Source organism: Sanguibacter antarcticus, from assembly GCF_002564005.1.
Lineage (GTDB): Bacteria > Actinomycetota > Actinomycetes > Actinomycetales > Cellulomonadaceae > Sanguibacter > Sanguibacter antarcticus.
The window spans coordinates 1,604,229-1,623,513 of sequence record NZ_PDJG01000001.1 but is presented as its reverse complement, the minus strand read 5'-3'; the positions used below and the strand labels follow the sequence as shown (position 1 = coordinate 1,623,513).

Below are 19,285 nucleotides of genomic sequence, written 5' to 3'. Positions count from 1 at the left end.
GACCGGGAGGAGATCTACAGTGACCCGAATCGGTGACGGTGCAGACCTGCTGAAGTGCTCCTTCTGCGGGAAGTCCCAGAAGCAGGTCAAGAAGCTCATCGCTGGGCCGGGCGTGTACATCTGCGACGAGTGTATTGACCTCTGCAACGAGATCATCGAGGAAGAGCTCACCGAGGCCGCTGAGATCGGTATGGTCGAGCTGCCGAAGCCCAAGGCGATCTTCGACTTCCTCGAGCAGTACATCATCGGGCAGGACGGCGCGAAGCGGTCCCTGTCCGTCGCTGTGTACAACCACTACAAACGCATCCAGGCCGGCGAAGGCGTGCGGTCCGTCGGCGAGGACTCGAGCCAGGTCGAGATCGCGAAGTCGAACATCCTGCTCATCGGCCCGACCGGCTGCGGCAAGACGTATCTCGCGCAGACCCTCGCCAAGATGCTCAACGTGCCGTTCGCGATCGCCGACGCCACCGCGCTGACGGAAGCCGGCTACGTCGGCGAGGACGTGGAGAACATCCTCCTCAAGCTCATCCAGGCTGCCGACTACGACGTCAAGAAGGCCGAGACCGGCATCATCTACATCGATGAGGTCGACAAGATCGCACGGAAGTCTGAAAATCCGTCGATCACTCGTGACGTCTCGGGAGAGGGCGTCCAGCAGGCGCTCCTGAAGATCCTCGAGGGGACGACGGCCTCGGTCCCGCCGCAGGGCGGTCGAAAGCACCCTCACCAAGAGTTCATCCAGATCGATACGACGAACGTCCTGTTCATCGTCGCAGGAGCCTTCGCAGGGCTGGAAGACATCATCTCGTCGCGCGCAGGCAAGCACGGCATCGGTTTCGGGGCGCCCCTGCACTCCGCGGCGGACGAGACCGGCGTGTACGAGGACGTCATGCCGGAGGATCTCCTGAAGTTCGGGCTCATCCCGGAGTTCATCGGGCGAGTGCCCATCATCACGACGGTCACGCCTCTGGACCAGAGCGCCCTCGTCCGGATCCTCACAGAACCGCGCAACGCCCTCGTCAAGCAGTACCAGCGGATGTTCGAGATCGACGGGGTCGAGCTGGAGTTCACGGACGACGCGGTCTCCGCGATCGCGGACCAGGCTCTCCTGCGTGGCACCGGTGCACGCGGGCTGCGCGCCATCATGGAGGAAGTCCTCCAGCAGGTCATGTTCGAGGTACCGAGCCGTGACGACGTCGAGAAGGTCGTCATCTCGGGAGCCGTCGTCCTGGAGAACGTCTATCCCACGCTCGTCCCGCGTGACTCTCGCTCCAAGGACGCACCTCGTGAGAAGAGTGCCTGAGCAGGGAACGGGTGTGACATCGATCGGGGGCTCGGCCCCCGATCCCGCCACCGAGCGGGCACCGCTCGACGACCCCACCCAGAACCCCGCGATCCGTGCGGAGATCCTCAGGCTGCGCGGGAGCATCGACAACATCGACGCGGCACTCATGCACCTGCTCGCCGAACGCTTCAAGTGCACTCAGCGGGTCGGTGAGCTGAAGGCTGAGGGCGGCGTCGCCCCGGCTGACCCAGCCCGCGAGAGCCACCAGATCGAGACGCTCGCACGCATCGCCGAGGGGGCAGGGCTCGACCCTGCCTTCGCCGAGCAGTTCCGCGCGTTCATCGTCCACGAGGTCATCCGTCGCCACGAGCTCATCGCCTCTGAGCAGGGTGGGTCCCGAACGGTGGACACGTACTCCTGACCCCCGCACCGCGGGAACGGCGCAGCCCGCGAGCGGGCCCGAACAGGTCCACGGGGGCGCACGATCGGCTGCGACAGCCGCGCGCCCGCGCTGAGTGGCACTCTCCGTCGATCTAGAGCACTGTGGGATGGTCCCCGGGCGCCGTGCCGCCCAGGTCGAACCGCAGCGGCGCGCGTCCATCTCCGACGAGTGATGAGGTGTGACCGGATGAAGATTGACTGGCTCAAGCCCCTGATCGGACATGACGGACCCTTTGTGTCCGTCTACCTCGACTCCACACCAGCCGCCGAGGCCGGTGATCAGCAGGTCGAGGAGCGGTGGAAGGGCGTGCGACGTGCGCTCGAGCGTGACGGTGCCGGCTCGACGCTGCTGGACCAGATCGGGGAGGTGCTCGTGCGGCCCACATGGGTGTCGGGACCGCACGGCCGGTTCCTCGTCGCGGACAGCCAGGAGATCCTCGTCGACATGGTTCTCGCAGAACCACCCGTCCGAGACCGAGCGACGTTCGGGGAGATCCCCGGCCTCCTGCCCGCGGCACACGCAGCCGACGAGTCGGTCGCGCGCCTCGTGGTCGAGGTCAACCGTGAGGGCGCTGACCTGACGTTCGTCGAGTCGGCACGTGCGATCGGGGGGAGCCTCGAGGCGCTCCGCCACGTCGTCGAAGGCGGCCACGACGAGGTCGTCAAGGCACACACCGGCGGCTGGTCTCACCGTCGCGTCGAGAGCCGCGCGGAGGACTCCTGGGAGCGCAACACGGAGGTCGTGGCGGCTGAGATCGATCGGCTGGTGCTGGAGAAGAAGCCGGAGCTCGTCATCCTCACCGGCGACGTGCGGGCGGTACCGCTCGTCCGACGTGCGCTCGGGAAGAAGACGGCGGAGCTCACGGTCGAGGTCCCGGGCGGCTCACGGAACGACGGAGTCAAGGACGAGGTCTTCAGAGGCCGGCTCAACACAGCGCTCGACGTTTTCCGGACCAAGCGACGGGAAACGGTGCTCGGGAAGTTCCTCGAGGAGCACGGTCGGGACGGTGCAGCCGTCTCTGCGCTGGCCGACGTCGTCGCGGTGCTCCAGCGCGGACAGGTCGAGGAGCTCATCTTCTTCGAGTCCGAGGCGCAGACGGCTCAGCACTTCGCAGACCTCACCCTGTGGGTGGGGCCGGAGCTGTTGCAGATCGCGACCAGCCGGTCGGACCTCGAGGGCATCGGGGTCACCGACGGCATCAGGAAGATCGGCGCCGACGTCGCGCTCTTGCGTGCCGCGCTGGGTCAGGATGCGGGCGTGACCTTCGCCCCGTCGGACGGGGCGGTCAACCTTCCGGACGGCGTCGGCGCTGTGCTCCGCTGGCACGACGAGAGCACCCCGAGCGACGGGGGAGCGCCCAGCCTGTCGTCGGACGCGGGCCGTCTGCGCACCGTCGGCTGAGCCGTCGCGGGGCCAGACCGCACCACCACCCGGGTCGCTGGGCGGGGACCTCGCCATCGGCGGAGTCCCCGCCCAGCGGACTATCGGTTGCCGGGGTGCGGATGTGTCGGGTCGAGGACCCGTTCGAGGAACGAGCGCGTCCGTGCGTGCTCGGGCGCACCGATGACCTGCTCAGGAGGGCCTTGCTCGACGATCATGCCGTCGTCCATGAAGACCACGCGGTCGGCGACCTCGCGAGCGAACGCCATCTCGTGCGTGACGACGATCATCGTCATGCCGTTCTCGGCCAGGGTACGCATGACCGACAGGACGTCCCCGACAAGCTCTGGGTCGAGGGCCGAGGTCGGCTCGTCGAAGAGCATGAGCTCGGGGTCCATGCTCAGCGCGCGAGCGATCGCGACACGCTGCTGCTGGCCTCCAGAGAGCTGCGACGGGAGAGCGTTGCCACGGTCCTCGAGCCCGACGTTCGCGAGGTTCGTCCGGGCGATCGCCTCCGCCTCGGCACGGGTGCGCCGCAGGACCCGACGCTGGGCGATCGTGCAGTTCTCCAGGACGGTCTGGTGCGTGAAGAGGTTGAACTGCTGGAACACCATGCCGACCTTCTGCCGGACGGCGTCGATGTCGACGTCCGGGTCCGTCGTCTCTGTTCCCAGGACGGTCACGGTCCCGGAGGTTGCGACCTCGAGCTGGTTGACGCAGCGCAGGAGGGTCGACTTTCCTGATCCGGAGGGGCCGATGACGCACACGACCTCGCCGGGTGCCACATCGAGGTCGATCCCCTTGAGCACCTCACGGCTGCCGAAGCTCTTGCGCAGGTCTGTGATCGCGACGACGGGTCCGGCGGCGGTGTCCACGTGCAGCTCCTTCGGCTCGGGGGGCATCATCGGCGTGACTTCTTGCCGGTGCGGTTCTCGAGCCAGCGGGCGAGCAGTCCGAGGGGGATCGTGATGCACAGGTACCCGAAGCCGGCCACGAACAGGCCGGTCGTCCCTCCGCCTGCTGCGGAGACGAGAGCGTCGCGACCGATCTTCGTCAGGTCGAACTGGGACGCAGCGAGCCCGAGGACGAAGATGAGCGAGGTGTCCTTGGTGAGGAGGATGATCTCGTTCGTCATGGGGGGCAGCACGATCCGGAACGCCTGCGGGATGACCACGGTGGCGAGGGTGCGTCCGCTGGACATGCCGAGCGAGCGTGCGGCCTCGACCTGTCCCCGAGGGACTGCCTGGATGCCGGCTCGGAGAGTCTCGGCGATGTAGGCGGCGGAGACGAGCCCGAGGGCGAGAGCTGCCTTGAGTGTCAGGGAGTCGATCCGGACACCCAGTGCGATGGGCACCGCGTAGCCGAACGAGAACACGACGAGGAGCGCGGGGATCCCACGGAAGAACTCGATGTACGCGGTCGCGATCCAGCGGTAGGGCGCGACGGACGAGAGCTTCATGAGTGCGAGCACGGTGCCGAGGCTCAACCCGATCGCGAAGGACGCGGCTGTGTAGACGACGGTGTTCTTGAACGCGAGCGGCACCCGCGGGAGCAGAGCCTTGGCAGCGTCGATGTTGAAGACGCTCTCGCTGATCCGGTCCCAGTCGATGAGCAGGAAGATCCCGACGACGGCGACGACGAGGATCGCATACTGGATCCCACGGAAGATCCGTGCGCGCCGCCGTGGGCTCAACCGCGCCCGGCGTGGGGCGTGCCGGGCGACGGTCGAGTCCTCGGTGGTCATGATGGATCAGCCCTGGGAGGGGGTGACGCCGATCCACTCGGCATAGATGTTGGAGTATGTCCCGTCGGACCTGATGCGGCTGAGCGTCGCGTTGACGGAGTCGAGCAGCTCGGTGTTGCCCTTCTTGACGCCCAGACCGTAGACCTCACCAGTCGCGAAGTTGCTGGCGATCTCGAAGCCCTGGTCCACGTACGGCAGGAGCGAGGCGACGTCGTTGATCACGGCGTCGACCTGGTCCGCCTGGAGAGCCTGGATCTGTGTGCCGAGGTCGTCGTACTCGGTCGTGGTCAGGCCGTTCTCCTGTGCCATCGTCGCGCCTGTGGTGGCGACCATGACCGAGATCCGCTTGCCCTTGAGCGACTCGATCGACGAGAGGTCGGAGCCGGCGGGTACGAGCAAGCCCTGGTCGGCGTCGAAGTACGCGTCGGAGAAGTCGAGGTTCAGGGCACGCTCGTCCGTGATGGTGATGCCGGACGCGACGATGTCGCACTGGCCGGCGCTCAGCGCTGCACCGGACTGGATCCCCTCGAACGGGGTGCTCACCGTGGCGAGCTCGAGACGAAGATCGGCGGCAACCTCCGCGACGATGTCGATGTCGAGGCCGACGACCTCGCCGTCCTTCTCGAACTCGAACGGCTCGTACGGTGGGTTGGTGCACAGCGTGAGCGTGCCCTCTGTGATGAGGGCGATGCCGCCTTCGCTCTCGGCTGCGGTGTCCGTCGAGCTGCAGCCTGCGAGGAGCAGAACAGCGACTGCCGCCGTCGGGATGATCGATCGTGACGTTTTCATGAGCCCCTCGAACCGTAGGAAACGTCGTCCAGCGACGCGCACAGCGTGGCTCAGCGGCCGGTGGACGACAGTCACGCACGCCGCGTCAGCGTGCGAGCACTTCAACAAACGGTCGGACCCGTCTCCACCTGAGTGTTGCCGACGGCGGAGGCGATCGCGACCGGAGAACGCACCATATCAGGACAGGGTATCCATTGGGTTACGTTTATGTTACGTTACTGATCCGTATGCCCACTCACGGTGGAGCCGCCCGACGGTGGTGCACCGTCCCGGTCGTCAGCCCACCGCGTAGAGCGCAGTGATGTCGGCGGCGAAGTCGCTCACCACGAGAGAGCGACGCACCTTGAGCGACGGCGTCAGATATCCGTTCCGCTCGGTGAAGTCTGTCGTCAGGACGCGGACCTTCCGGATGGACTCGGCACGGGAGACGACCTCGCTCGAGCGCGCGGCCGCGCGCTCGAGCGCTTCGAGGACGGTGGGGTGCACGGCTGCGGCTCTGACGTCCATGTCTGGCAGACCGTGGGTGCGCAACCACCCGGGGAGCATCTCTTCATCGAGCGTGACGAGCGCAGCGATGAACCGTTGCTGGTCGCCGACGACGACGCACTGGCTGACGAGCGGGTGCCCACGGAACCGGTCCTCGAGGAGCGCTGGTGCGACGTTCTTCCCGCCTGCGGTGACGATGATCTCCTTCGTGCGGCCCGTGATCCGCAGGAACCCGTCGTCGTCGAGCGTGCCGAGGTCGCCGGTCCGGAACCAGCCGTCCACGAGCGCCTCGGCTGTGGCGTCGGGGTCGTTGCGGTACCCGCGGAAGACGTGGCCCCCGTGGACGAGGATCTCGCCGTCGTCCGTGACCCTGACGGCGGTGCCGGGAAAGGGGAGGCCGACGGTCCCGACCCGTGTGCTGCCCGGACGCCCGACGGCCGTCGCTGAGGTCGTCTCCGTGAGCCCGTAACCCTCGAGGACGGTCAGTCCGATACCGCGGTAGAAGTGGCCGAGCCGTTCTCCGAGGGGCGCGCCTCCGGAGATGGCGTACGTCGCGTGACCGCCGAGCGCAGCACGGAGCCTGCCGTAGACGAGGGCGTCGGCCACCGCGTGCTGAGCCCGGAGCCCGAGCGAGGGTCGGGTCGGTGAGTCCCAGGCGGTCGAGGTGTCGACAGCGACCTTGGCCGCCCAGCGGAAGAGCGTGAGGCGGGGGCCGACCCCGGCCTTCTGCTCGGAGGAGTTGTACACCTTCTCGAAGACGCGTGGCACGGCGAGGAGGAACGTCGGACCGAAAGACGTGAGGTCTGGCAGGAGGGTGCGGGTGTCCGAGGTGTGCCCGAGGACGGCACCGGAGGTGACGCACAAGACCTGGATGAAGCGGGCGAACACGTGGGCGAGGGGCATGAAGAGGAGCGTGCGTGCCTCGGGGCCGGCGCAGACGTCTCCCAGGCCTTCGACACCGTTGCGTGTGAGGAACACGAAGTTGTGGTGCGTGAGCTCGGCGCCCTTGGGTCGCCCGGTGGTCCCTGACGTATAGATGATCGTGGAGAGGTCGTCGCCGTGGACGGCTGTGCTGCGCGCCGTCACCTGGGCGGCGTCGATGTCGACGCCGGCAGCACGCAGGAGGCCGACCGCGTCGTCCTCGATGACGAGGACGTCGGTGAGCGCCGGAAGGTCGGTGCGGGCGGCGGCAACGATCGTCGCGTGGGCTGCCGTCTCGACGAGGGCGAGGCACGCACCTGAGTCGTCGAGGATCCACCGCACCTGCTCGATCGAGCTCGTCTCGTACACCGGTACCGGAACGGCCCCGACGGCCCAGACCGCGAAGTCGAGGAGCGTCCACTCGTAGCGGGTGTGGGACATGATGGCGACCCGGTCGCCGACCTCGACGCCCCGAGCGACGAGCCCTCCGGCGACGGCCGCGACGTCGTCGGCGAAGGACTGCGCCGAGACCGAGGTCCAGGAGGTGCCGTCGTCGCTCTTGCGCTCGTACAGAGGGTCCGCGCCCGCCGTGCGGACGCGGTCGGCGAGCAACGTGTTGATGGACGTCTCAGGCGGGATGGTGATGTGGCTCGGTGACGCCTTCTCACGCATTGCGTGCCGGCTTCGGCTCGGCCTCGCCGAGCTCGGAGCGCACGACGAGGATCCCGCCCTGGACGGACGGGTCGCCCTGGTCGGAGCCTGCGACCGCGAGCGTCAGGCTGCCCGTGACGCGCCCGGCTCCCTCGACGTCGACGCGTGCCGACTCGATCGCCGGCAGGTATGCGGCAGGCACCGCGAGCTCGGCGAGCAGGATGGGCGTGCGCATGGAGACCTTGGCCTCGGACTTGATCTTGCGCAGCGACCCGAGGGCGTGCCCGGCCGCGGTGAGCACGGAGACGTCTGCATCTCCGGCCGCCGTGCGCAGGCCCTCTGACGCCGGCCATGCAGCGTGGTGGACCGAGCCGTCGCGCCACCACGACCACACCTCTTCGGTCGCGAACGGCAGGACCGGCGCGAAGAGGCGCAGCAGCGTGTCGAGAGCGACGGCGAGACCGGTCCGAGCCGAGAGCGTCGCAGCCGACACGGTTGCGTCGCCTGCACCGTAGGCACGGTCCTTGACGAGCTCGAGGTAGTCGTCGCAGAACGTCCAGAAGAAGGTCTCGGAGACCTCGAGCGCACGGGTGTGGTCGTACGCCTCGAGCGCTGCGGTCGCTTTGTCGACGACGTCTGCGAGCCCGGCGAGCATCGCCCGGTCGAGGGGTTCGGTGACCAGCGTCGGGTCGAGCGAGAGCTCGTCGTCACCGGCGAACGAGAGCGCGAACTTGCTCGCGTTGAGCACCTTGATGGCGAGCCGGCGACCGATCTTCATCTGACCGACCTCGAAGGCTGCGTCCGTCCCGAGGCGTGCCGAGGCGGCCCAGTACCTGACCGCGTCGGAGCCGTGCTCCTCGAGCAGGCCCATGGGCGTGACGACGTTGCCCTTGGACTTGCTCATCTTCTTGCGGTCCGGGTCGAGGATCCAGCCCGAGATCGCAGCGTTGGCCCAGGGGAGCGAGCCGTGCTCGAGGTGCGCACGGACGACGGTCGAGAAGAGCCATGTGCGGATGATGTCCTGGCCCTGGGGTCGCAGGTCCATCGGGAACACGCGGGAGAAGAGGTCAGGGTCGGTGAGCCAGCCGCCGGCGATCTGGGGTGTGAGCGAGGAGGTCGCCCAGGTGTCCATGATGTCGGGGTCGCCGATGAACCCGCCTGCCTGGCCGCGCTGGTCGGCGGTGAATCCTGCAGGAGTGTCGGAGGACGGGTCGATGGGCAGGTCGGCCTCGTCCGGGACGAGCGGGGCGTCCCACCGGGGCTCGCCGTGGGCGTCGACCGGGTACCAGACGGGGATCGGCACGCCGAAGAAGCGCTGGCGGGAGACGAGCCAGTCGCCGTTGAGGCCGCCCACCCAGTTGGAGTAGCGCACGGCCATGAACTCGGGGTGGAACTTCAGCTCGTCGCCGCGAGCGAGCAGCGCCGCGTTGAGATCGGCGTCGCGCCCACCGTTGCGGATGTACCACTGGCGGCTCGTGACGATCTCGAGCGGCTTGTCGCCCTTCTCGAAGAAGTTCGCCTTGCGCTGCGTGGCGACGGGCTCGCCGTGGAGATCGCCGGACTCCCGCAGAGCGTCGACGACAGCGGTCCGTGCCGAGAAGGTCGTCTTGCCGAGCATCTCGGCGAAGAGCGCGGTGCCCTGCTCGGACGTGATCCAGTCCGGCGTCTCGCGCGTGATGCGCCCGTCGCGGACGAGGATCGACCGGGTGGGGAGCTGGAGCTCACGCCACCACTGGACGTCGGTAAGGTCACCGAAGGTGCAGCACATCGCGATGCCGGCGCCCTTGTCGGGCTCCGCCATGGTGTGCGCGAGGACAGGGACGTCGACGCCGAAGAGCGGGGAGGTCACCGTGGTGCCGAACAGGTGCTGGTAGCGCTCGTCGTCCGGGTGCGCGATGAGGGCGACGCACGCGGGAAGGAGCTCGGGGCGGGTCGTCTCGATGACGACGTCGCTGCCGTCAGGGGTGTGGAAGGCCACCTTGTGGAAGTGGCCGGGGTAGTCGCGTGCCTCGAGCTCGGCCTGCGCGACGGCCGTCTGGAACGTCACGTCCCAGAGGCCCGGCGCCTCGGCCTGGTAGGCCTCGTTGCGGGCAAGGTTGCGCAGGAACGCGGTCTGCGCGGTGGCCTGAGCGGTCCGACCGATGGTCTGGTAGTGGTGCTGCCAGTCGACGGAGAGCCCGAGGTATCGCCACAGCGACTCGAACTCCTTCTCGTCCTCGCCGGTGAGGCGCTCGCAGAGCTCGACGAAGTTCTTGCGGCCGATCGGCTGCTGGTCTGCGGCCTTGACGCTCTTTCCCTCGGCTCCTTCCAGCGGTGGCACGTAGCCCTCGACGTAGGGGAGCGACGGGTCGCAGCGGACACCGTAGTAGTTCTGCACGCGACGCTCCGTCGGCAGTCCGTTGTCGTCCCAGCCCATCGGGTAGAAGACCGACTTGCCGCGCATGCGCTGGAAGCGGGCGACGACGTCCGTGTGCGTGTAGCTGAAGACGTGACCGACGTGCAGCGAGCCGGAGACCGTCGGCGGCGGGGTGTCGATCGAGTACACGTCTGCACGGTCCGCCGAGCGGTCGAAGGAGTACGTGCCCGATCCGTCCCAGGCTGAGGCCCATCGGGTCTCGAGACCGTCGAGGCTGACCTTGTCGGGGACCGTCCCGACCCGCACCACCAGCGACGTGTCGGGCTCGGAACCGGTGGCGGGCGTGGGGAGTCCAGCAGATGCGCTCATGGTCCACCATCTTTCCAGACTCGCGGGCTGCCCCTGAACCCGGGCGCTCCCACGAGCGGACCCGGCATCGTCAGGGGCCGGTCCGGTGATGGGTCAGGTCGTCGACAGTGCAGCCGCCGCGAGCGTCGTGGCGAGCGCACCGTAGGCGTCGCGGACGGGACCGAGGCTGACCCGCAGGTGCGGCGCCGGGGCAGCGCCGGCTCCACCGGTCGCTGCCGGCCCGTCGACGGAGGCGCTGAACGGTGCCCCAGGGGCCGCCCGGATCCCCGTGGCCGCGAGGTAGAGGAGCGCGGCGCGCTCGTCGGCGACAGGGAGCCACATGTTCAGGCCGTCGCCGGCGCGCAGCGTGGCCCCTGCGGCGGTCACCGCACGGGACAGCTCGCGCTGACGGATGCGGTATGTCGCACGGGCGTGGGTGACGGCTGTGCGCGAGCCCGGGTCCGTGAGGAGCTCCAGGAGCACCGACTGCAGCATGCGGCTCGTCCACCCGGGTCCGAGCATGCGGCGGGCGATGATCTTGCGCAGCACCGGTGCCGGCCCTCCGACCGCGGCGATGCGCAGGTCAGGTCCGTGGGACTTCGAAAAGCTCCGGACGTGCACCACCCGGCCCGGGAGGTGGGAACCGAGGCTCACCGCAGCGGCCTGGGAGATCCCGGCGCTGTGGTCGTCCTCGAGGACGACGACGTCCCTCCCGTCGTGATGGGTGCGCAGCACGTGCGCCAGCTCGCCGGCGCGCTCCTGCGTGAGCGAGGCCCCGGTCGGGTTCTGCGCCCGCGGCTGGAGCAGGACCACCGCTGGGCGAGACCCCAGAGCCGCGGCAAGGAGGTCAGGACGCATCCCGTGGTCGTCCATCGCGACGGGGACACGCTCGGCGCCGAGCAGGTCGAGGAGGTCGAAGAAGGGCGGGAAGCCAGGGTCCTCGACGACGACCCGCGTGCCCAGGCCGGTGAGGACCTCGAGCGTCCGGGCGACGCCGTCCATCGCCCCGTCGACCACCGTCAGCTCTTCCGGCTCGAACGGCCACTCCGCCCGCAGACGGTGCTCGAGCGGTGCGACGACGGCCGGGCCGAGATAGCTCGACGTCGTCGCAGCCTGCGTCCGTCGTGCCAGGTGGGCGAACGCGGCCCCGACCGGGGGAAGGAGCAGCGGGTCGGGCGTCCCCGAGGAGAGGTCCAGCCGGTAGGGGACCTGGTCGCTCGCGGCGAGGTCCTGGTAGCGCGGCGGCAACCAGGGCGACGTCTGGTCGAGGACGTACGTGCCGGCACGTCCGCGCGAGCGCACAAGGCCCGCTTCGGAGAGCGCGTGCCACGCGCCGCTCACCGTCGCCGGGCTCACGTGGAGCTGGGCAGCGACGTCGCGGACGGTCGGGATGCGCGAGCCAGGGCGGAGCTCGCCCGTCCGGATGAGCCGACCGACCGTCGCGGCGATACCTGCGGGGGAGCGGTCGACGACGAGCTGGGAGAGGTCCACCGTCCGAGTCTGGGACCTTCGTCTCCTCCGACGACCGCTCGCGCCAGGGAATTTACGCGACCGACATCAGCGCGACCCAGAACGGGCCGGGCGGTAACCCCGACGAAATGTTCAAGCCCCAGGGTGACAGCAACGACGCGGAAGCCACCGACTCCGCAGCAGCCCGACCCGAGGAGCAGCGTTGAGCATCGTCAGAACCGCACTGACCCAGACCACGTGGACCGGCGACAAGGAGTCCATGATCGTCCGGCACGAAGAGTTCGCGCGCGACGCCGCGGCCCAGGGCGCAGACATCATCTGCTTCCAGGAGCTCTTCTACGGTCCGTACTTCGGGATCGTCCAGGACACGAAGTACTACGAGTACGCGGAGTCCGTCCCCGGTCCGACGGTCGAACGGTTCCAGGCGCTCGCGAAAGAGCTCTCCATCGTCATCGTCCTGCCCGTGTACGAGGAGGACCAACCGGGCGTCCTGTACAACACGGCCGCCGTCATCGACGCCGACGGCTCCTACCTCGGCAAGTACCGCAAGCACCACATCCCGCACCTGCCGAAGTTCTGGGAGAAGTTCTACTTCCGTCCGGGGAACCTCGGGTACCCGGTCTTCGACACGGCGGTCGGAAAGATCGGCGTGAACATCTGCTACGACCGGCACTTCCCCGAGGGCTGGCGAGCGCTCGCCCTCAACGGTGCGCAGATCGTCTTCAACCCCAACGCCACCGCACCCGGCATCTCCAACAAGCTCTGGGAGATCGAGCAGCCCGCAGCCGCCGTCGCGAACGGCTACTTCGTCGTCGCGACCAACCGCGTCGGCCTCGAGGACAACGAGTACGGCGACGAGGCCGTGAACTTCTACGGCAGCTCCTACGTCGTCGGGCCGGACGGTGAGTACGTGGGCGAGGTCGGCTCCTCCACCGAGTCCCAGATGTTCATCCGTGACATCGACCTCGACCAGATCCGACTCGTGCGCGAGCGCTGGCAGTTCTTCCGCGACCGCAGGCCCGACGCCTACGGCCCCCTCGTCGCACCATGACGCCCGAGGCCATCCGCGAGACGCCCTGAGACCTGCTGACGCACGAGGAGACACCATGTACACGCTCATCACCGGCGGCACCGTCGTCAGCTCGACCGGTTCCGCGCTCGCCGACGTCCTCGTCGAGGACGAGACCATCGCCGCCGTCCTCGAGCCCGGATCCACCCTGCTCGGGGAGACGTTCCGCGCCGGGCTGGACCGTGTCATCGACGCGACCGGAAAGTACGTGGTCCCGGGCGGGATCGACGCCCACACGCACATGGAGATGCCGTTCGGGGGACCGCCGCCTCGGACACGTTCGAGACCGGCACCCGGGCCGCCGCATGGGGCGGCACGACGACGATCATCGACTTCTCCGTCCAGTACGCCGGGCAGGACGTCCTCACGCAGTTCGCGGCATGGCACGAGAAGGCGGCCGGGAAGTGCGCGATCGACTACGCCTTCCACCAGATCCTCGGTGGTGTCGACGACGTCTCGCTCGCCGCGATGGACACGCTCATCGACGAGGGCGTCTCGAGCTTCAAGCTCTTCATGGCCTACAAGGACGTGTTCCTCTCCGACGACGGCCAGATCGTGCGCGCCATGCAGCGTGCCGCCCACAACGGCGGGCTGCTCATGATGCACGCCGAGAACGGCAGCGTCATCGACCTCCTCCAGCAGCAGGCGCTCCAGCGCGGAGAGACCTCGCCGCTGCACCACGGACTCACCCGTCCGTGGCAGACCGAAGAGGAAGCGACCTACCGGGCCATCCGCCTCGCGGACCTCACCGGCGCGCCCCTCTACGTCGTGCACGTCTCGGCGAAGCAAGCCGTCCAACGGATCGCCGAAGCGCGCGACACCGGACAGAACGTTTTCGGTGAGACCTGCCCTCAGTACCTGTGGCTCTCCCTGGAAGAGCAGCTCGGCGCCCCTGGCTTCGACGGAGCAGGGTGGGTGTGCTCGACCCCGCTGCGCTCGCGGAAGGAAGGCCACCAGGAGCACATGTGGCAGGCGCTGCGCACGAACGACCTCCAGCTCGTGAGCACCGACCACTGTCCCTTCTGCATGAAGGGGCAGAAAGAGCTCGGCGTCGGGGACTTCACCAAGATCCCCAACGGGATCGGGTCGGTCGAGCACCGGCTCGACCTCGTCTACCAGGGCGTCGTCACCGGAAAGATCTCTCTCGAACGATGGGTCGAGATCTGCTGCACCACCCCGGCGAGGATGTTCGGCATCTACGGCACCAAGGGCGTCATCCAGCCCGGCGCGGACGCCGACATCGTCGTGTACGACCCGGCTGGGCACACGAGCATCTCCGTGGACACCCACCACATGAACCTCGACTACTCCGCCTGGGAGGGCTTCGAGATCGACGGCCACGTCGACACGGTCATGTCCCGCGGCTCGGTGATCATCGACGCCGGCGAGTACCACGGGCGCGCCGGGCACGGCCGCTACCTCAAGCGCGGACTGTCCCAGTACCTCCTCTGACCGTCCTCGTCCGACCGGCCCCCCGCGCGTCGGACGCCCCTCGTCGAAAGGCCCCCGCATGGACTTCGGTGTCGTCCTGCAGACCAACCCGCCCGCCTCACGGACCATCGAGCTCACGCGCCTGGCCGAGACCCACGGCTTCACGCACGCGTGGACGTTCGACTCGCACCTCCTGTGGCAGGAACCCTTCGTCGTCTACTCGCAGATGCTCGCGGCGACGCGCAAGATCATCGTCGGCCCCATGGTCACCAACCCGTCCACCCGGGACTGGACGGTCCTCGCGTCCCTCTTCGCGACGCTCAACGAGATGTTCGGCAACCGGACCGTCTGCGGCATCGGCCGTGGTGACTCTGCGGTCCGCGTCCTCAACGGACGCCCCTCGACGCTCGTCACGCTGCGCGAGTCCATCCACGTCATCCGCGAGCTCGCGAACAGCCGCAGCGTCGAGGTCAACGGATCGACCCTGCAGTTCCCGTGGAGCAAGGGCTCAGAGCTGGAGATGTGGGTCGCGGCCTACGGTCCGCTCGCGCTCAAGCTCACCGGGGAGGTCGGGGACGGCTTCATCCTCCAGCTCGCCGACCCGGACATCGCCGCCTGGATGATCAAGGCCGTCAAGGACTCGGCCGAGAAAGCGGGCCGGGACCCCGAGGCGATCAAGTTCTGCGTCGCGGCACCCATGTACGTCGGTGACGGCGACTCGCCTGCCGAGCGTGCGCACATGCGCGAGCAGTGCCGGTGGTTCGGCGGGATGGTCGGCAACCACGTCGCCGACATCGTCACGAAGTACGGCGCCGGCGCTGCTGTCCCCGCAGCGCTCACGGACTACATCGCCGGCCGTCAGGGATACGACTACAACGAGCACGGCCGCTCGGGCAACAGCCACGCGGCGTTCGTCCCCGACGAGATCGTGGAGCGGTTCTGCCTCCTCGGCAGCCCCCGCGAGCACATCGAGAAGCTCGAGGCGCTGCGCGACCTCGGCGTCCACCAGTTCGCCGGATACCTCCAGCACGACAACAAGGAAGAGACGATGCGCCAGTACGGCGAGCGGATCATCCCCAACCTCTCCGACCACGTCGTGGCCAAGGCATGACGAGCCCGCCGGACCCGCCCGCACCAGCCGCCCCACCTGCTTCACCCGTACGTGGACGCAGCCGCCAGGTGGCGCTCGCCGCGACGGGAGGCCTCGCAGGCATCGTGCTCTGGGAGGTCTACAAGGCGATCGGTCCCGAGGGCGGGCTCACGCTCGGCTCGGTCGCTGTGCTGCCCCGGACCTCCGACCTCGCGATGCCGCACACGTGGGAGGTCGCAGCACGCTTCGCCCAGCCCACGACGTCAGCCACCGGGTCACCGACCGTCTTTGCCGATCTCGTGGCCGCGAGCGCCACGACCTTGGGCATCGCGCTCGCGGGATGGGTGGTCGGGGTGCTCGTCGGGGTGCTGCTCGCACTCGTCATGACGCGGTTCAGGGTGGCGCACGACGCGCTCCTGCCGTGGATCGTTCTCAGCCAGACGGTCCCGCTCGTCGCGCTCGCCCCGCTCGTGGCTGGATGGAGCGGCTCGATCGCGCTCGGGCCCTACGAGTGGACCCCGTGGATGTCGGTTGCGCTCATCGCCTCGTACCTCGCGTTCTTCCCCGTGACGGTCGGCATGCTCAAAGGGCTCACGTCTCCGGAGCACATCCACACCGAGCTCATGCGGTCGTACGACGCGGGATGGTTGCGCACCGTGTGGTCCTTGCGCCTGCCGGCGAGCGTGCCGTACGCGCTGCCGGCGCTGCGGCTGGGTGCCGCGGCCGCCATCGTGGGCGCGATCGTCGCCGAGGTGTCGACGGGCACGGGCGGTGGCATCGGTCGCCTCGTCATCACGTACGCACAGTCCGCCAGCGGAGACCCGGCCAAGCCGTGGACCGCGATCATCGCCGCCGCGCTCCTGGGTCTCGTCGCTGCCGGGCTCGTCTCTCTCCTCGGCCTGGGGCTGCGCCGCTACCGCTTCTCGGAGGTCACCATGAACCGGAGTGCATCATGAACGAGGTCAGCACGTCCCAGGCGCAGCGCGTCGAGCCGGCACCTGCGGCTGGTCCCGCGGCGGCCGTCGTCGCCCGCGGGGTCGGCAAGACCTTCAGCGGCTCTGGTGGGAGCCCGGTCGTCGCCCTGGACGGCGTCGACCTCTCGGTCGCCGCCGGCGAGATCGTCTCTCTCATCGGCCCGTCCGGGTGCGGAAAGTCGACGCTCCTGCGCCTCGTCGCCGATCTCGACCGGCCGACGTCGGGAACGATCGAGGTGTTCGGACGCACCGCTGCAGCGGCTCGTGCCAACCAGGACTACGGGATCGTCTTCCAGAGCGCAGGCCTGCTCCCGTGGCGGACCGTCCGCGCCAACGTCGAGCTGCCGCTGGAGCTCCACGGGACCGGTCGGGCCCAGCGACGGTCCAGGGCTCTCGAGATGCTCAGCCTGGTCGGTCTGGCCGACGTCGTCGACACCTACCCGCACCAGCTCTCTGGCGGCATGCAGCAGCGCGTCGCGATCGCCCGTGCGCTCGCCGAGGAACCCAGCCTGCTCCTCATGGACGAGCCCTTCGGAGCTCTCGACGAGATGACGCGCGAACGCATGCAGAGCGAGCTCCTCACCATCTGCGCGCAGACGCGGGCCGCCGTCGTGTTCGTCACGCACTCGATCCCTGAGGCCGTGTACCTCTCCGACCGTGTCGTCGTCATGTCTCCCCGCCCAGGACGGATCACCGGCATCGTGCCTGTCGATCTCGGCGGTGCGGGGGAGCGCGTCGACGGGCTCCGTGAGGACACGGGCTTCTTCTCCGCCGTCACGCGGGTGCGCGAGGCGCTCCACGACGGCTCAGGGCACAGCGCCCAGGCCGGTCGGCGCGGGGGAGACCTCCGGTGACGGCAACCCGGTGGCGCACGGTGAGCAGGTGGGTCGCCCCGCTCCTCCTCGGGGCGCTCGTCCTCGTCGCGTGGGAGTCGTTCGTCGTGCAGCGGGACATCAAGCCGTACCTCTTGCCGAGCCCGTCGGCGATCTGGGACCAGCTCGTCGTGTCGCGCTCGTTCGTCGCCGACGCGATGCTCGCGACCGGGCGCAACGTCCTCGTCGGCCTTGTCGTCGGGATCGTCCTCGCTGTCGGTCTCGCTCTCCTCGCGGCACGCAGCCCGTTCTTCGACGGTGTCGTGTCGCCCGCGGCCGCTGCCGCGGGAGTCATGCCGATCGTCGCGCTGGCCCCGGCGCTCAACACGATGTTCGGGACGACGTCGACGACCCCGCGCCAGATCATCGTCGCCGTCGTCGTCTTCGCCCCCGTCTTCGTCAACACCCTCAAAGGGCTGCGCCAGGTCCATCCCGTCCACGTCGACCTCCTGCGCGCCTACGCGGCGACACCGTGGCAGCTCGCCCGCACCCTGACGATCCCGGGTGCGCTCCCGTACCTGTTCACCGGCATCCGCATCGCGTCGTCGGTCGCGGTCATCGCCGCGGTCGTCGCCGAGTACTTCGGCGGGCTGCAGGACGGTCTCGGATCTCGGATCACGTCAGCGGCCGCCAACAGCGCCTACCCGCGCGCCTGGGCGTTCGTCCTCGGTGCCGTCGTGCTGGGACTGACCTTCTACCTCGTCACCCTCCTGCTCGAGCGCGCCGTGCACCGCGGTCGCGCCGCACCCTGAACCTCACGACCGCACGCGCACCACCCATCAGAGCCTGACCCCCAGAGCCTGGAAGGACCACCATGAGCCATCCCACCACCCGAGCGATCCGCACGTTCACCGTCGTCAGCGCCGTCGCGGCGCTCACGCTCGCAGGCTGCAGCGCTGCGGACTCGTCGTCCGACGAGACCGAGACGACCGCGGACGGGCTGACCCCGGTCAGCCTCCAGCTGCAGTGGTTCAACCAGGGCCAGTTCTCCGGGTACATCGCAGCCCGGGACAAGGGCTTCTACGAAGACGCCGGGCTCGACGTCGAGATCCTCGAGGGCGGCGTCGACATCGTGCCGCAGACCGCGCTCGCCAACGACCAGGTCGACTTCGCGATCGCGTGGGTGCCCAAGGCGCTCGCGTCCCGCGAGCAGGGAGCCACCATCACCGACGTCGCGCAGATCTACCAGCGTTCCGGCACGCTCCAGGTGGCGTTCGCGGAGAGCGGCATCACGACCGCCGCCGACCTGGCAGGCACGAACGTCGGCAGCTGGGGGTTCGGCAACGAGTTCGAGCTCTTCGCCGGCATGGCGCAGGCCGACCTCGACCCCGCGAGCGACGTGACCCTCGTCCAGCAGCAGTTCGACATGAACGCGCTCCTCAGCGGCGACATCGACGCCGCGCAGGCGATGACGTACAACGAGTACGCGCAGCTCCTCGAAGCCGAGAACCCCGCCACCGGTGAGCTCTACACGCCTGACGACTTCTCCGTCGTCGACTGGAACGACGAAGGTACGGCCATGCTCCAGGACGCCATCTGGGCGAACACCGAACGCCTCACGACGGATCCGGCGTACGAGGCGACGACCGTCGCGTTCGTCAAGGCGTCCTTGCAGGGTTGGATCTACTGCCGGGACAACGCCGAAGAGTGCCGCGACATGGTCGTGGCCGCGGGCTCACAGCTCGGTGCGAGCCACCAGCTGTGGCAGGTCAACGAGGTGAACAAGCTCGTGTGGCCGTCTCCCGACGGGATCGGCATGATCGACCAGGACGCCTGGGACCAGACGGTCGACATCGCCATGACCGCCGTCAACGACCAGGGCTCGACCGTCATCACGGCCGCACCGGACGACTACGCGTTCACGAACGAGTACGTGACGCAGGCGCTCGACGAGCTCGAGGCCGAAGGCCTCGACACCACGGGGACCGGCTTCACGCCGCTCTCCGTCGACCTCGAGGCCGGAGGCGAGTGAGCACC

Annotated in this window: 15 protein-coding genes and 1 pseudogene; 10 read left to right on the top strand and 6 right to left on the bottom strand. The window is 68.8% G+C overall.

Translation table 11 applies throughout. The annotated features are described in order from the left end of the window. The first annotated feature begins 19 nt into the window (after nucleotides 1-19). The 3 genes from clpX (at nucleotide 20) to ATL42_RS07340 (ending at nucleotide 3,128) form a co-directional block, all read left to right on the top strand. A complete protein-coding gene (clpX, locus tag ATL42_RS07350) occupies nucleotides 20-1,303 on the top strand; it encodes an ATP-dependent Clp protease ATP-binding subunit ClpX (RefSeq protein ID WP_098454790.1) in 1,284 nt (427 codons plus the stop codon). A gap of 13 nt (nucleotides 1,304-1,316) precedes the next feature. After that, entirely contained in the window at nucleotides 1,317-1,706 is a 390-nt protein-coding gene (locus ATL42_RS07345; RefSeq protein WP_245862276.1) for a chorismate mutase, read from the top strand. 207 nt (nucleotides 1,707-1,913) lie between these two features. Then, entirely contained in the window at nucleotides 1,914-3,128 is a 1,215-nt protein-coding gene (locus ATL42_RS07340; RefSeq protein ID WP_098454789.1) for a baeRF2 domain-containing protein, read from the top strand. A gap of 80 nt (nucleotides 3,129-3,208) precedes the next feature. Here the strand turns inward: ATL42_RS07340 and ATL42_RS07335 are convergent, their stop codons facing one another. From ATL42_RS07335 to ATL42_RS07310, 6 genes are all read right to left on the bottom strand, one after another. After that, the gene (locus ATL42_RS07335; protein WP_098456415.1) at nucleotides 3,209-4,009 is read right to left on the bottom strand and encodes an amino acid ABC transporter ATP-binding protein; all 801 of its coding nucleotides are present in this window, start codon (nucleotides 4,007-4,009) and stop codon (nucleotides 3,209-3,211) included. Beyond that, nucleotides 4,009-4,851: an amino acid ABC transporter permease gene (locus ATL42_RS07330; protein ID WP_098454788.1), complete on the bottom strand. Its 843-nt coding sequence runs from the start codon at nucleotides 4,849-4,851 to the stop codon at nucleotides 4,009-4,011. The genes ATL42_RS07335 and ATL42_RS07330 overlap by 1 nt, the downstream gene beginning before the upstream one ends. A gap of 6 nt (nucleotides 4,852-4,857) precedes the next feature. Further along, nucleotides 4,858-5,640: a transporter substrate-binding domain-containing protein gene (locus tag ATL42_RS07325; protein WP_098454787.1), complete on the bottom strand. Its 783-nt coding sequence runs from the start codon at nucleotides 5,638-5,640 to the stop codon at nucleotides 4,858-4,860. A 276-nt stretch (nucleotides 5,641-5,916) separates the two neighbouring features. Then, entirely contained in the window at nucleotides 5,917-7,719 is a 1,803-nt protein-coding gene (locus ATL42_RS07320; RefSeq protein WP_098454786.1) for an AMP-dependent synthetase/ligase, read from the bottom strand. Then, nucleotides 7,712-10,423 (bottom strand): valine--tRNA ligase, encoded by a 2,712-nt coding sequence (valS, locus tag ATL42_RS07315; RefSeq protein WP_098454785.1) that lies wholly within the window; start codon nucleotides 10,421-10,423, stop codon nucleotides 7,712-7,714. Before valS ends, ATL42_RS07320 begins: the two co-directional genes overlap by 8 nt. A gap of 93 nt (nucleotides 10,424-10,516) precedes the next feature. Then, entirely contained in the window at nucleotides 10,517-11,893 is a 1,377-nt protein-coding gene (locus ATL42_RS07310) for an aminotransferase class I/II-fold pyridoxal phosphate-dependent enzyme (RefSeq protein ID WP_098454784.1), read from the bottom strand. 181 nt (nucleotides 11,894-12,074) lie between these two features. On the opposite strand from ATL42_RS07310, the gene ATL42_RS07305 reads away from it, so the two are divergent. From ATL42_RS07305 to ATL42_RS07275, 7 genes and pseudogenes are all read left to right on the top strand, one after another. Continuing rightward, the gene (locus tag ATL42_RS07305) at nucleotides 12,075-12,923 is read left to right on the top strand and encodes a nitrilase-related carbon-nitrogen hydrolase (RefSeq protein ID WP_098454783.1); all 849 of its coding nucleotides are present in this window, start codon (nucleotides 12,075-12,077) and stop codon (nucleotides 12,921-12,923) included. Nucleotides 12,924-12,978: 55 nt separating this feature from the next. Next, nucleotides 12,979-14,393, top strand: a pseudogene (gene hydA, locus ATL42_RS07300) (dihydropyrimidinase). Between the two features lie 58 nt (nucleotides 14,394-14,451). Further along, complete coding sequence (locus ATL42_RS07295) at nucleotides 14,452-15,483, top strand: TIGR03842 family LLM class F420-dependent oxidoreductase (RefSeq protein WP_098454782.1); 1,032 nt, start codon at nucleotides 14,452-14,454, stop codon at nucleotides 15,481-15,483. Next, nucleotides 15,480-16,418: an ABC transporter permease gene (locus tag ATL42_RS07290; protein WP_098454781.1), complete on the top strand. Its 939-nt coding sequence runs from the start codon at nucleotides 15,480-15,482 to the stop codon at nucleotides 16,416-16,418. The genes ATL42_RS07295 and ATL42_RS07290 overlap by 4 nt, the downstream gene beginning before the upstream one ends. Continuing rightward, nucleotides 16,415-17,290, top strand: coding sequence for an ABC transporter ATP-binding protein (locus tag ATL42_RS07285; protein WP_098454780.1), 876 nt, complete (start codon nucleotides 16,415-16,417; stop codon nucleotides 17,288-17,290). The genes ATL42_RS07290 and ATL42_RS07285 overlap by 4 nt, the downstream gene beginning before the upstream one ends. After that, nucleotides 17,287-18,060 carry an ABC transporter permease gene (locus ATL42_RS07280; protein WP_211281787.1) on the top strand — a complete coding sequence of 258 codons (774 nt, stop codon included), beginning with the start codon at nucleotides 17,287-17,289 and terminating at the stop codon, nucleotides 18,058-18,060. The genes ATL42_RS07285 and ATL42_RS07280 overlap by 4 nt, the downstream gene beginning before the upstream one ends. 62 nt (nucleotides 18,061-18,122) lie before the next feature. Continuing rightward, entirely contained in the window at nucleotides 18,123-19,280 is a 1,158-nt protein-coding gene (locus ATL42_RS07275; protein ID WP_098454779.1) for an ABC transporter substrate-binding protein, read from the top strand. Nucleotides 19,281-19,285 lie beyond the last annotated feature (5 nt).